Annotated in this window: 18 protein-coding genes; 2 read left to right on the forward strand and 16 right to left on the reverse strand. The window is 29.7% G+C overall.

Features of this window, described 5'->3' with window-relative positions; translation table 11 throughout:
* Positions 1 to 140 (reverse strand): DUF1659 domain-containing protein (locus ACQPUY_RS14890; RefSeq protein ID WP_430841762.1); only part of this gene is annotated, 140 nt, incomplete at its 3' end.
* A gap of 39 nt (positions 141 to 179) precedes the next feature.
* On the opposite strand from ACQPUY_RS14890, the gene ACQPUY_RS14895 reads away from it, so the two are divergent.
* Entirely contained in the window at positions 180 to 281 is a 102-nt protein-coding gene (locus tag ACQPUY_RS14895) for an SHOCT domain-containing protein (protein ID WP_430842345.1), read from the forward strand.
* Positions 282 to 295: 14 nt separating this feature from the next.
* Positions 296 to 451, forward strand: a complete 156-nt coding sequence (locus tag ACQPUY_RS14900) for a hypothetical protein (protein WP_430842347.1) — start codon at positions 296 to 298, stop codon at positions 449 to 451.
* A gap of 190 nt (positions 452 to 641) precedes the next feature.
* Here the strand turns inward: ACQPUY_RS14900 and ACQPUY_RS14905 are convergent, their stop codons facing one another.
* From ACQPUY_RS14905 to ACQPUY_RS14975, 15 genes are all read right to left on the reverse strand, one after another.
* Positions 642 to 1,115, reverse strand: coding sequence for a PTS sugar transporter subunit IIB (locus ACQPUY_RS14905; RefSeq protein WP_430842349.1), 474 nt, complete (start codon positions 1,113 to 1,115; stop codon positions 642 to 644).
* Between the two features lie 2 nt (positions 1,116 to 1,117).
* A complete protein-coding gene (locus tag ACQPUY_RS14910; protein ID WP_430842351.1) occupies positions 1,118 to 2,194 on the reverse strand; it encodes a PucR family transcriptional regulator in 1,077 nt (358 codons plus the stop codon).
* Positions 2,195 to 2,412: 218 nt separating this feature from the next.
* Positions 2,413 to 3,300, reverse strand: a complete 888-nt coding sequence (gene dapA / locus ACQPUY_RS14915) for a 4-hydroxy-tetrahydrodipicolinate synthase (protein WP_430842353.1) — start codon at positions 3,298 to 3,300, stop codon at positions 2,413 to 2,415.
* A gap of 49 nt (positions 3,301 to 3,349) precedes the next feature.
* On the reverse strand, positions 3,350 to 3,754 hold the full coding sequence (locus ACQPUY_RS14920; RefSeq protein ID WP_430842355.1) for a PTS sugar transporter subunit IIA: 405 nt from the start codon (positions 3,752 to 3,754) through the stop codon (positions 3,350 to 3,352).
* A gap of 28 nt (positions 3,755 to 3,782) precedes the next feature.
* Entirely contained in the window at positions 3,783 to 4,382 is a 600-nt protein-coding gene (locus ACQPUY_RS14925; protein ID WP_430842357.1) for an SIS domain-containing protein, read from the reverse strand.
* A gap of 14 nt (positions 4,383 to 4,396) precedes the next feature.
* Positions 4,397 to 5,323: a phosphoglycerate dehydrogenase gene (locus tag ACQPUY_RS14930; RefSeq protein WP_430842359.1), complete on the reverse strand. Its 927-nt coding sequence runs from the start codon at positions 5,321 to 5,323 to the stop codon at positions 4,397 to 4,399.
* A 34-nt stretch (positions 5,324 to 5,357) separates the two neighbouring features.
* Positions 5,358 to 6,206 (reverse strand): PTS system mannose/fructose/sorbose family transporter subunit IID, encoded by an 849-nt coding sequence (locus tag ACQPUY_RS14935; RefSeq protein WP_430842361.1) that lies wholly within the window; start codon positions 6,204 to 6,206, stop codon positions 5,358 to 5,360.
* On the reverse strand, positions 6,199 to 6,951 hold the full coding sequence (locus tag ACQPUY_RS14940; RefSeq protein WP_430842363.1) for a PTS mannose/fructose/sorbose/N-acetylgalactosamine transporter subunit IIC: 753 nt from the start codon (positions 6,949 to 6,951) through the stop codon (positions 6,199 to 6,201). The genes ACQPUY_RS14935 and ACQPUY_RS14940 overlap by 8 nt, the downstream gene beginning before the upstream one ends.
* Before the next feature lie 16 nt (positions 6,952 to 6,967).
* A complete protein-coding gene (locus ACQPUY_RS14945; RefSeq protein ID WP_430842365.1) occupies positions 6,968 to 7,450 on the reverse strand; it encodes a PTS system mannose/fructose/N-acetylgalactosamine-transporter subunit IIB in 483 nt (160 codons plus the stop codon).
* 111 nt (positions 7,451 to 7,561) lie between these two features.
* Positions 7,562 to 8,197 (reverse strand): ketohydroxyglutarate aldolase, encoded by a 636-nt coding sequence (locus tag ACQPUY_RS14950; protein WP_430842367.1) that lies wholly within the window; start codon positions 8,195 to 8,197, stop codon positions 7,562 to 7,564.
* Between the two features lie 241 nt (positions 8,198 to 8,438).
* On the reverse strand, positions 8,439 to 10,967 hold the full coding sequence (locus ACQPUY_RS14955) for a family 16 glycosylhydrolase (RefSeq protein WP_430842369.1): 2,529 nt from the start codon (positions 10,965 to 10,967) through the stop codon (positions 8,439 to 8,441).
* A 68-nt stretch (positions 10,968 to 11,035) separates the two neighbouring features.
* Positions 11,036 to 11,356, reverse strand: a complete 321-nt coding sequence (locus ACQPUY_RS14960; RefSeq protein WP_430842371.1) for a PTS lactose/cellobiose transporter subunit IIA — start codon at positions 11,354 to 11,356, stop codon at positions 11,036 to 11,038.
* Between the two features lie 31 nt (positions 11,357 to 11,387).
* Complete coding sequence (locus ACQPUY_RS14965) at positions 11,388 to 11,705, reverse strand: PTS sugar transporter subunit IIB (protein ID WP_430842373.1); 318 nt, start codon at positions 11,703 to 11,705, stop codon at positions 11,388 to 11,390.
* A 124-nt stretch (positions 11,706 to 11,829) separates the two neighbouring features.
* On the reverse strand, positions 11,830 to 12,729 hold the full coding sequence (locus tag ACQPUY_RS14970; protein WP_430842375.1) for a haloacid dehalogenase-like hydrolase: 900 nt from the start codon (positions 12,727 to 12,729) through the stop codon (positions 11,830 to 11,832).
* A 43-nt stretch (positions 12,730 to 12,772) separates the two neighbouring features.
* On the reverse strand, positions 12,773 to 14,092 hold the full coding sequence (locus tag ACQPUY_RS14975; protein WP_430842377.1) for a PTS sugar transporter subunit IIC: 1,320 nt from the start codon (positions 14,090 to 14,092) through the stop codon (positions 12,773 to 12,775).
* Positions 14,093 to 14,263: the final 171 nt, after the last annotated feature.

A 14,263-nucleotide genomic window follows, 5' to 3' on the forward strand; every position in this document is an offset into this window, starting at 1 on the left:
GCTACTAACTCATCATCTGTTGCAGTTGCTGATATGTTTTTAAAGCTTTGTCCTCCAAAAACATCTTCTCCCTTAGAGTTAACTCCAGTTTGATAGCTTATTCCCAAAGAATTTCCAACTAATACTGAACTTGCTGCCATATTTATCACCTCCTCAACTTATATATACGTTGATAAAAGATGATTTTCAAAAAAATAAAAGAACTTTTTGACTCTGGAATTATTGATGAAAATGAATATAAAGCCATTAAAGAAAAGTTGATAGCAAATAATTTTAATTAGAGAGCGGTGACTATATGCGAATAAATGGTGAAAGATCTTGCATATGTTCAAGATGTGGTAAAAGATTTGTTATTAAAACTGGTGATAATATTAGTGATAATGATTTTAAAAATATGCTTTATTGTAATAAGTGCAAGTTAATTTTACTATTATATAAAAAGCATTCATAATCTCAAACTTAAAATCGCCAAAATTTAATTAGAGCAGTCAGTTTTGTACCAAGATAAAAAACTAACTGCCCTTTGTTCTTTACTAGTATAATTAAACAAATTTTGTTTAATTGGCATTCTCTATATTAATATACCGGAAATAATCTGTATTTGGATCTAGGTTACTACATAATGTAGTAGCATTAATTATTTATTTTAAGAAAATCGAATATTCTTTATTGTCCATTGGTGATGTTTGAAAAAATAGTTTAATAGAATGCTTTTGTATAAAACGTATTGATTCTATTTCCTCAGTGTTAAAAAAATCCGATAGTTTTTTTATTACAATTCTACTTGCTGGATAAGGAATTTGTATTTCTTTATGAGTAAAACCTAATTCAACTGCAAGTTCAGCAGTTTTCAAATCCTTAAATATTATCATTAAATGACGCTTTTCAATACTATCTTCATTTAAGAAAGCCATTAGCTCTTCAGGAGAAAAAATTTTAACTTCCATTGGTTTTGGAAGGCATAATTGCATTACTTTGATAAAAAAAGGATCTTTATTATAATTATTATCAACAATTATGGCATAATTAGCATTTACAAACTTATTCCAATTTAAGGCTACCGTTGCATGTAATAATCTATTATCAACCCGGACAAGCTTAATCCTTGTATTCATACTTATTCACCAACCTGTTTCTGTTTCTGATATTTTTTTAAAGTCGCTGATATTAAAGCTAACAATATTTTTCCATTAAAGCTTCCCCTAATATCTATATTAAAAATTTCTTCATATTTTTTAATTTTATAAATTAAAGTGTTTTTGTGTAAAAATAAATCTTGAGCTGTTTGGGTAATATTATAATCATTTACTATCAGTTGATCACTTATTTTTACGAACTCATCTATATCAATCTCTTTATGTTGATCTTTATAGAAATCAAATATATCACTAATATCAGTTGTTTGGATTTTAGAAAAAACATATTCCAATAGATAATCCATAAAAAACATAGGTTCATTTTCAGTTAATTGGGTACTTTGTTCTAGCCATGTACAATTTTTATAGCTTACATTATACTTTTTCAATTTATTTTGTATTGATCCAATTATAAATATACAATCTTGAAATCCCCAATCTTGAAGACTCTGAATATATTTGCGAAAATATTTTTTTATTTGTAAATTATCTAAATCATCAGGTATATCTTTAAATAATAGTAATCTATTATCATCTAATAAAGAATAAATAAGTTCCTTACTATCTTTTCTTAATTTAAGATTAATTACTTCTTCAGAATTAAATCCATTATCATTAATTACATAAATAGCTGCCCTACTTTTCTTTTCATATATTCCTAATATAGAAACTAGATTTAATATATGATTTAAATCAAAATTATTAACATCCAATAAACACTTTACCAATTCATCATCAAGTGTTACTTTTTGCTTAATAGAATTTGTGTTAATATGATAAGTTAATCTAGTAATCAATGCATCATATACTAAACTACTAATCATTTTTAAATTATCAACGTCTCCTGTAATCCATAAATAACCATAATTATCATTATTTATCGAGATATTACGTATAACAATATTATTTTCTTTACTATTAATATTTACATAAGTATCTACATATTTGCTATCACTACAACAAAGTACTTTTCCATATTCATTTAACAAACCAATAGTATATTTTTTATTTTCTTCAAAAACTGTAATAAACTCTTTAAAAATTTTAACTAAAGTCATATTCTCTACCCTTCTTAATTCTAATAAATAAAGTTCTAAAAGTAAATATTATCACATAAACTGCAGCTAAATTCAGTTGCAATTTATGTGATATAGCTAATAAAAAATTCTATTTAAACATTTACATATACTCTTTATTTTACCATAATTTTCTCCATATGGAAACGACTAAGTTAAGTTCTATAGCTGTTTAATTTTGTTTATGCATATTACAATTATTAAATTATCTTATAATATTTTAGCATTTCTTTAATTTTTTCATCAGTTTCCAAACTTAATTCATTTACTGGTTTTCTTGCTGGACCAACCGGTGCAATATTAGCTAATTCAACTGCACGCTTCATAACAGAAGGCACTGTTCCTAATGGTAGTGTAGCACGAAGAACATCAATATCACTTTGTAATTTATTAGCCACTTCAGTATCATTGGATTTAAGAGCCTTATATAAATTTACTAAAACATCTGTAATTACATTGCTAGTCCCAGCAATAGCACCCTTTGCTCCTAAATTATATCCAATAGATATTTTAGAATCCGAGCCAACTAAAACACTTAAATCACTATTTTTAGCTACTTCTATATATCCCTTCAATGTATCAATATTTCCACTGCTATCTTTTATAGCTTTAATATTATCTATTTTAGCTAGCTTTTCAAGAGTTTCCTTTGAAATATTACATCCAGTAGACTTTGGAATATTATATAAAACTATAGGGATTTTTACACTATGTGCAATTTCCTTAAAATAATCATAAATCTCATCATCCATAGGCTTTATAAAATATGGAGTGATAACAGATAGTGCATCAGCACCTAACTCCTCCATCTTTTTTGATAACCTAATAGCTTCCCTTGTTGAGCAAGCACCTGTTCCAACAAAAACTGGAACACGTTTATTTACAATTTCTATAACCCTTTTAGCAAAATCAATTTTTTCTTCTTCATCTATAACATGAAATTCCCCATTACTTCCTAAAATAAATATACCGTTAACACCTTTTTTAATTAAGTGTTCTATTAATTGTTCAGTAGCCTCATAATTTATAGATTGTTCTTTATCACGATTAAATGGTGTAACTATAGGGGTAATAATTCCTTCAAACATTTTTCTCCTCCCAAAATCAAATTATAATTTATTTTTATTAAATTAATATTTAATCAAGCATAGTATTAGTATGTACACAGCTTGTCTTTAATATAGAAATACAATTTTCTATCACTTCTTTAACGTTTACATCGCTACTATCATTAGTATTAATATATAAATCTATTAACATAGGTAAATTTAAACCAGTAATAACATTATGATTATACTTTTTAGTTAGAGCTGTGAAGACATTACAAGGAGTCCCTCCATATAAATCAACCAAAACTAAAGTATCTCCACTTAAATCACTTAGTACAGTATTAGCTTCTTTAGTAAAATCTTCAAATGACATTGATGGTATTAATGATACTGATTTAATGTTATCCATTTTTCCAACAATCATTTCTGCAGATTTTATTATTTCTTCTCCAAATTTACCATGAGTTGCAATTACTATATTTAGCTTTGACACATATATCCCCACTTTCTTTATGTCGATTTTATACTTTTTCTAATATGCTTTTACCAAGAGATCCGCCTGGATGCCATTTTACATATTGATTTAAGTCTAATCCTTTTTTATTTTGTAATACCACACTTAAACATTGTAATATTAATATTTCAGATAATATTGAAGCCCTTGGAGGTTTATTTAATATATCGCCTTCAATATCTACATGTGCAACTAACGTTACTAAAGAATTATTTGATAGCCATGAGCCTGCTTTACCAGTGCAACAAATAATTTTAGCTCCATTTCCTTTAAGAGTAGTTACTGTTGCTTTTAACTCTTCTGTTTCACCGCTATTAGATATAGCAATTACAACATCCCCACTTTTAACTTGACCACTAGAACCATGAACTGCTTCTGTTCCATGAAGTTCATATGCACTAGTTCCAGTGCTAGATAACAATGATGCAACATATCCTGCTACATGACCAGGTTTTCCAATTCCAGTAACATGGACTCTACCACCTTTTTTTTCACTTTCTATTATTATTTCAGCTGCCTTGTCAATAGCTTCTGTATCTAGTTCATCTATATTTTTCTCAAACTCAAATTTAATGTTATCTATAAATTGTTGTAAATCTTTATTCATATTATCACCTTATTTTACAGTAAATTTTCCATAATAATTTCACTAGACATTTTACATGTTCTCTTTTCAGACTCAATAGTTCTAGCTGCTGTATGAGGTGTTAATAAAAAATTGTCTAGTTGCAATAGCTTGTCATCAGCTGTTGGTGGTTCACAACTATAAACATCAAAGTAAGCTGAACGAATTTCCTTATTAACTAATGCTTTATATAGTGCCTCTTCATCAACAACTCCGCCTCTAGCAGCATTAATTAAACATGCAGTGTTTTTCATTTTCTTAAATTCTTCAGTAGAAATCATATTTTTAGTAGAATCAACTAGAGGTACATGTAATGATATATAATCACTTTCACAAATAATTTCTTCTAATGATTTCTTTTCAATATTATACTTTTTAGCATCATCATCTGAAATTTCAAAGCTATCATAAGCTGAAACCTTCATTGAAAGTCCATTTGCATAATTAGCTATTCTTTTACCAATCATTCCAAATCCAATAATACCTAATTTTTTTTCACTTAGTTCTTGTCCAGTAGGCTTATTCCATTTATGATCTTTAACTTCTTTGAAAGTATTATAAAGATTTTTAGCATCTGCAAACATTAATGATAAGACATGTTCTGCAACTGCATTAGAGTTTGATCCTACTGTTCTACCAACAAATATTCCTTTTTCTTTAGCATAATTCAAATCGATATTATCAGTTCCTACTCCAAATTTACATACAGCCTTTAGATTAGGACAATTATCTATAAGTTCCTTATCTATAATATCTACCCCAACAATTATTGCATCTGCATCTGATGCTAGATTATAAAACTCCTCTTTAGTATATGCCTTACCTGTATTGTTATAATATACATCTAATCCCTTAGACCTCATATTTTCTACTTCTTTTAGCCCATAATTAGCAAATCCTCTTGGTGTAATCAAAACCTTCAATTTAATTCCTCCTTTTTATTTCATTAAATAAAGTCTAAATTATTCCTATGAATGTTAATGCTATAGCAAATATCATAGTGAAGGCCATTATACGTAAATATTTTGGTCCTCTTTTTGTAATATACAAATACATTCCCATAACTACTGCAAATGGTAGCATTTTAGGTAACATTTGATCTAATATACTTTGTAATGCAACTTCTGAAGTATCGTTTACAAATGTCCAAATTGTTGTGAATTTTACATAAGATGATGATAAACAACCTATCATAAATAACCCAACAATACTTGCAATATCAATAACTTTCTTTACTTTACCAGAATGTAATATATCTAATATTGCATTTTTACCAAGTGTATATCCCTTTTTCACAAGGAACCATGAAAAACCGTAAGACCAAGCTAAGTAAATAATAGCTGGTATAAATGCTGCAAAAACTGATCCATTTAGTGCCATTGGAACAAATATTGCAAGTGGAATAGTAGCAACAATACCTTGGTCAACACTATCGCCTATACCAGCTAAAGGACCCATTAATCCTATTTTTAAAGATTCAATAATTTCAGGAGTAATATTTTCATTACCTAAAGCTCTTTCTTCTTCTAATGAAATAACAATTCCATGTATAAGGCTTCCCCAATCGCAATTAGTATTAAACATTGATGCATGACGTTTCATTGCTTCTTTTAATTCTTCTGGATCATCTTTATATATTTTTCTTAATACTTTATTTACAGAATAACTAAACGCTAATGCTTGCATTCTATCAAAGCTTACAGGCACTTCGACAGCCATACACCACTTAAACCAAACTTTAAATAAGTCAATATTAGTAACAAGTCTTTTTTGTTTTTCAACTACTTTTTCTTTAATACTATTCATATTGCGCGTCTCCTTCCTCATTTTGTTTAAATAATGAAACTATTAATGCTAAACATAATGCTAGAACAGCACCTGTTAACATAGAGAATCCTAAAATAGCATGTAAGAAGAATCCTAGAACGAAGAATGGCATATATTGCTTTTTACCCATAACTACTAATGTTAAAGCAAATCCTAAAGCCGGTAACATTCCTCCCGCATTAGCTAAACCATTCATAAGCCATGTTGGAATAATATCTATAAACTTTTGAACTACGCTAGGACCAAATAAAGTTGCTATAAATACAGGAGTGAAGTATAATACCCCATTTGTTAACCATGGTAAAATAAATGAGATTTTAGATACCTTATCATATTCTCCCTTTTCTATTAAATCATCAGCCTTAGTATTATAAAATGAGTTAATTGTACGACGAACGTTGTTAATTAAAACTCCTAAAACTCCAAATGGAACTGCAATTGCAACTGCAGCAGATGGATCTATATTATTAATAATAGCAGCTGGTATAGCTATACAAGCAGCTAACGCTTGGTCACTTGGTATATTACCACCAGCTTCAATACCTCCCATATACATTAATTGTATTGTTGCACCATATACAAGCCCTACTTGAACATCACCAAAAATCAAACCTATTACTACACCTAGAACTACAGGTTTACGAAGTGCAAATGAAATATAGTAAAAAGCTCTTCCCATTGTAAGCCAATAAACTAATCCTACTAATACAGCTTTTATAACCATTATACTTCCCCCTTAATTAAAGCTTTTCAACAGCTTTTTTCAATGTTTCAGATGGATAATCAGGAGTTGTTTGTAAATATATATTTACACCTAAATCTTCGAGAGCTAATAGAGTATCAGCATCTGCACGATCAAATGTAATAGCATTATTAACTGCTTTTCTGCCTGGACCTCCACCTAATCCACCTATTTGAACCTCTTTAAGTTTTAAACCAGATCTAATTGCATTATCTAGTTCTTTAACACTTTTAAATAAAATCATTACTTTATTATTTTCAAACTCACCATTTTGTTGAGACTTAACCGCATCCTCTACAGATAAAATTCTAATTTTTACCCCCTTTGGAGCTGCCATCTTAAATACAGTTTGCATAAAATCATCTTTACTTAACACTGTATCAATCGTAACGATTTCATTAATACCCAATAAAGTAACCCATCTAGTAATAACTTGTCCATGAATCAATCTAAAATCTACTCTTGTTAACTCAATACTCATAAAAAATCCTCCCTTGTATCTTATTAAATTCATTATACTATAATCGTTTTCATTGGTTGTAACAAAAAACCAATGTAATTTTTGGTCAATATACTAACATAAAACTTATTTTTATTTTTGATTACGGAATTCTGTAATAATATTTTTTATTTTAGTAGCATTTTCTGCAATTTCTTCAGAAGTTCCTTTTGTTAATAATCCACCAAGTCCACAAATATCAACACCATTTCTTAGCCATTCTTCAAGGTTATCTAATGTTATACCACCACTAGCTAATATTGGCATATCAGGTATTGGAGTCTTAAATACCTTTGCTAATTTTGCTCCATAGAAATCAGATATTGGGAATGCTTTTATAAAAGTAGCTCCACTACTTAATCCCTCTACAGCTTCTGTGAATGAAGTACATCCTGGTGCATAAGGTATTTGATATCTATTGCACATCTTTGCAACCTCTTCAGAATAATTTGGAGCAATAATAAATTGAGCACCTTTTAATATTGCATAGCGAGCAGTTTCAACGTCTAATACTGTACCAGCTCCTACACATAAATCATCACCATATTTTTCAACTAATCCTTCAATGATATCACCAGCATTATTTAGAGTAAAACTCATTTCCATTACAGGTATGCCACCTTTTATACATCCATCAGCAATTTCACATGCTCTTTCAAAACTCTTTGTTCTTACAATTGCAAGAGCACCGCTTTCATACATTTTTTGAGTTATTTTTAATTTTTTCATAACCAACGCCTCCTTTAATCATCATTTTACACGTTTACCTAAAATCATCAATAGGACGAGAAACCAAATAAATCTATATATTTTGTTATTGTAAACGAAAACAATGATATGAAATGAAGTATAAAAAAAGCCCCTAGTAGTATTTTTCACCAAATTATATTAATAAAGCTACCAAAGATTAAATTTATTAAAATAATCCCTGGTAGCTAAATTTACTTATATTAAATTTATTAATTAAACATTATTTAGAAACACTCTTTTTTCTTTTTGAAACTAATGTAGTACCAAAACCTAATATTACAACAGCAGATAATACTAAATAAATCTGATTACTTCCACCTGTTTTTGGTAATTCATTAATTATGTTATCATTTTCCCCTTGTATAGTTATTTGGTCATCTTGACTTTCTCCTGAGTTATTGTCTTCTTGACTTCCTCCTGGGTTATTGTCTTCTTGACTTCCTCCTGGGTTATTGTTTTCCTGACTTCCTTCTGAGTTATTGTCTTCTGTATCAATTTCTACTAAACTCTCTATAGCTTCAACTACATCATCGTATGCCTTAGTTATATCTTTATAGGTTGCTGATGGTTCAATGTCCAATACAGCCTTTGCATTATCAACAACATTTTTTAAGTTTAGTAATGTTTCATTAGTATACATATCTGTTTTATTTAAATATATATTAGCTTCTTCTATAATTTTACTTAAATCTTCTAATGTAACAGATGCATAAGTATTAATTTTTACTTCTTCTGTCTTTTCAAAACCATTTTTAGTAAATGTAGCACTTACATCTCCCATATCTTCAGTAATTACTGTCTCTGGAACATCCCAAGACCATCCATCTGGTAATGCTATTGTTTCTAAAGTATCATTTACATAACCATCTAATGATAAATTATTATTTAATAAATCTGTTTCTAAGCTACGCTCTTTAATTGTTAAATTAGCAGCCTTTCTATCAAATTTATAGTTTTCATAAGCATCAGGAATATTACCATTTGCTGTATCAAGCTTTAAATCCTCTGGTAACGCTGTATAATATACAGTATATTCCCCTGCTGGTAATTCTGCTAAGGAATTTAAATCTTTCTTACCTGTACATAATAAATCTACACTTGTAAGTGCTGTTTCTATTGTCGCTGTATCTTCCTTAATAGAAAATTTAGGTGCATCAGTTATTGAAAAATCTATATCAGCATTATCACTTACTGCTACATTGGATAAAATATCTGTATCTCCCTCATAAATTGTTATATCTTTATCATAACTTAATATTTTTGGTGAATCTTTATAATATTCCTCTGCATCTAATTTTTGTTGCTCATTTTGTGCATAATAAACATAATCAATAGCATATTCTGTTCCAGCTAGTCCTTCTTGAATTTCACCTGGCCATGCACCACCCATTGCTAGGTTCATTTGGATGTATTGAGGTCTATCTAAACACTTACTTGCAATTGGATCATTTGAATAGTCTACTGTCTTAACAATTTGATCATCTACATACCATTCCATCTTTCCTTTAGACCAATTTATTCCAAATATATGGTAATCATCAGCAAAATCTTCAGAAATAGTATAAGAAACTCCTGCTAGTTTATGATCATTTCCATCATTACCATCAGATGTATGTATTGTTTGATATACTGTTTTATTTCCAACTCCACCTTCATTAGAACCTATTAATTCCATAATATCGATTTCACCACAACGAGCCCAACCATATCCTTGTGAGTTACTAATATCTCCATCAATAGTAAAATCCGATCCTAAAGTCCAAAAAGCAGGGAATACTGATTGCCCCTCTGGTAATTTAGCTCTCATTTCAATACGGCCATATAAAAACTCTTCTTTTCCATGTGTTCTAACACTTCCTGAATTATAGATAACCTTTCTTGACTCATTACGAGGATTATTATATTGTAATTCCTCTGGTCTATCGGTTGCTTTTAAAACCAATTCTCCACCTTCATCATTCTCTCTCAAAAAAACATTTTCAGGATCATTTACATAATGTTGTTGCTCTATACCACGTATAGAACCCAACTCATACTCCCATGAAGATAAATCTAGTTCACTCTCATTAAAATCATCTGCCCATATAATCTCATAATTATCATCATTATCATCATTGCTATTACTATCTAAATTACTTTCCTCTAAATATACTTCATCTACATAAACTTGTCCTTGAAAAGTAGCACTATTCTGATCTTCTGTCCATTTCATAACACAAATTGCTATTGAAGTATTATTTTCACTATTAAACTTCAATTCAACATCTTGATATTGCCAATCTTTATCTGCACTCCACGTTATAGTTGTTTCAGCATTTCCTATTAAAGTACTAACATCTGGTGTTTTTACATTTAAAAATGCACTTGCGCCTTCTTTCGCAACTAAAACTTTTGCCTTTGCTATATAATCAGTATTAGGCTTTACATTTACAACCTGATAAACACTAGCATTTCCACTATTCGCTGGTAATAATCCAAATTTTTCTCCATTTGCTGCTGCACCAGGATAATTACTAAAGGTTCCGTCTCCAGTTGTTTTCCAAGTACCACTATCTGTATCTTCAAAACCACTATCTATAATTAAATTTCCTTCACTTGCGTTACCATTATTTCTATCAAGTTTTACTAAATCATATTGATGTTTTACATTATTATCAATATTAACATCAGCTTTTATTGGAATAGTAGTGCTTCCAAAACATATTATAGTTGCTACAATTAACATTTTTATAATTTTATTTTTTTTCATTAATTCCACCCTTTTATTATTATAATCTGTTAAATTATAGGTAATATATTTTATAAAAAATATATTACCTATTTTTCATTAAGTCTTTTATAAACATCAATAACTTCCTTTGCTAAGTCTGTAAATGCCATTGAAGTCATTAAGTGATCTTGTCCATGTACCATTAATAATGAAACTTTTGCATGATTCCCTTGAGCTTCTTGAGTTAACATTCCTGTTTGAGAATGATGAGCCTTTGTCAATGAAGCTTCTGCAGCAGAAATTTTCTCCTTAGCTAATTCAAAATCTCCAGCTTTAGCAGCTTGAATAGCCTCCATAGCATTACTTTTAGCATCTCCACCATACATAATTAATTCCATAATAACTTCTAAGTTCTCTTGTTCTTCCATAATAACACTCCTTTGAATAATTAAATCCGTACTACTTATCCATTAATTTAAGAGCTTGATTCAATACTTTCTCTCCATTCATCATACCGTAATCTGTCATTGGTATTACATCTAACGCAATACCTAATGGTACAACTTTTTTCTCAAATTGCGCTTTCATAAAGCGTACTTGTGGTCCTAAAAGTAATACATCTACTTTCTTCTCTGCTAAATAACTATCTGCCTCACCAGCTGAAACAGCAAATATATCTGCTTCAATACCTTTTGCTTCAGCTGACTTTTGCATTTTAGATACCATTAAACTTGTGCTCATTCCAGCAGCACATACTAACATAATTGTTTTTTTCATTTCTTATACACCCTTTCTCATACTATTTTTAATAACCCTGTCTATAATTATATTGCAATCGGAAGGTTAGTTGAATTTTAATCTAACCTCCCATTTTCCAATAATATTCTCTTTTATTAAGTAATTAACGATTTATTGAACGTGCAATCATCGATACAGTATGACGAACCCCACGAATTGCCTTACTCATAGCAAAAATATTCTCGAAAGGTGCAACCCCACCATAACCTGCATCACCAATATGCTGAATATCTACTCCACAGATTTTATTTCTTATTGCAATTTGTTTAATAGTATCTTCATCAGAACTTTCCTGACTTGTACCTATTGCAGTTAATACAAGAGCCCCATTATTATGTGCTACTTTAACTACTTCTCTTAATTCTGAATCATCAAAACCTGGAACTGTTCCAACTGCAGGAACTAAAATAATATCTGCACCAGCCTCAATAAAACTTTTTACTGCTTCTATATCTACAACTGGTTCATTTACACCAGCTCCATGCATCTTACCAGCAATTATTAATCCTGAGAATTTTTCCTTTGCTAAACGAATTGTTTTTTCTATTTGTGAATTAGTAACTCCTGTACCAGGATTACCAGTGAAGCATACAAAATCCATGCCAAGCTTTTCAATTTCCTGAATTGTTTCAAGATTAGCTTGTCTACCCTTGCTAATAGTTAAAATATCTTCCGCCATATCTGCATCTAAATCTACCGGTTCTAAATTTACCCCTATTGGACGTCCTACTAAACGATGTAGCTCATCAACGAAAGTTCCTTCTTTTACATCTAATCCAAAAATTTCTGGATTTAAAACATCCACACAATTAAGAAGAATTAAATCAGCTCCAAAAGCTCTAGCAATCTCAGAATTTGTAATATCACCAATAAATGTTTCTCTTGTTGCTACATTCTCCGAAAGAATAGTTCTCCCTTCACTTGCTTTAATACTTTGTTTTAACTCTGCTGCGGTCATTTGTAATATCTCCGAAGCATTTGCACTAATTAATCTCTTACCCATAACTACTCCTCCAAAATTTTTTTATGTTAAATATATAATTTTTTTATCCAACTATACTATTATTAACTTCATTCTCTTCTAATGATTCTAAAGCTAAATTTTGCTTTTCAACTGCTTGATAGAAGAACCAATAAATTGCTACATCAACAAGTATACATACTATTTGTAAAACAGCACCGCTTATATGATTTCCAGTTGTAAGGAATCCACTAAGAATTGGTGGCATTGTCCACGAAACTGTTATACCTGTAGTTCTTGCAACTAACCCTGAAGCCATTGCCAAGTATGATATTACCGCATTTGCTACTGGTGCTAAAATAAATGGTATTATTAATGAAACATTCATTACTATTGGTAAACCAAACATAGTAGGTTCATTAATATTAAATATCCCTGGTGTTAAAGTTAATGGTGCCATAGCTTTAGTCATTTTACTTGCCTTTTTACGTCTAGCAATAATTGCAATAACAATTACCAATCCAATTGTGGCTCCACCACCGCCCATATATACGAAATTATCTATAAATGGTAGTGTAATAATATTTGGTAACTGAGCTGCACTATCAGCTTGGAATAATAAACGGTTTGCATCTGCATTCATTAACCAAATAGGTTGAAGAATACTGTTTACAACGTTTCCGCCATGGATACCAACGAACCAGAATAAACTATTTAATAGAATTGCAATAATTGTTCCAAATATGTTATTACCAAGTAATCCCAAAGGTCCTCCTAGAACTATCATCATTATGTCATGAATATTACCAATATTCATCTTATCAAGGACTGTAAAAACAACTAACCATAAAGTTATAATAGCTGCACCTGGAATTAAAGCACTAAAACTTTTAGAAACTGCTGGTGGAACTGTATCTGGTAACTTAATTTGGATATCACGTTTAATAAACCAATTAAAAATTAAAGCAGAAATAATACCAATAATCATGGCAACAAATAAACCTTTACTTCCCATATATCCAACTGTGATTCCTGAACCTGCTTCAGCACTTACAAAAGGTGTAACAACAATAAAAGAAGATAATGATATAATACCGGCTGATACTCCATCAACTTTATGCTGACGTGCTAAGCTATTTGCAACTCCAAAGCTTGTTATTAAACCCATTAACCCGAAGCTACTATCTACACCCTTCCATAAGTAAGTATCAATTCCTACAGCTGTTAACCAATCAGTCCATGCTTTAACTGGAAAACTTGCTATTATCATGAATAACGAACCAATTATAATTAATGGCATACTTAATGTAATACCATCACGTATTGAAATAAGAATTTTGTTTGATCCTAGTTTTGCTGCAATAGGCAACATTTTTTCTTCAAGAAGTTGATTTAGTTTTTTCATATTTACCTCTCCTCACCATAATTGATTATAAAAAATAATTTATTTCCTTATAAAAACGTTTTAAATCATTTTTTGATAATAAATAATTATTTATTGATTAAATAATATCCTATTTTTTCTAGAGTGTCAATAAAAATATATTACTTTATTCATATATTTGTTTATAATTTA

The organism is Clostridium nigeriense, from assembly GCF_050585245.1.
GTDB classification, from domain to species: Bacteria; Bacillota; Clostridia; order Clostridiales; family Clostridiaceae; genus Clostridium; species Clostridium nigeriense_A.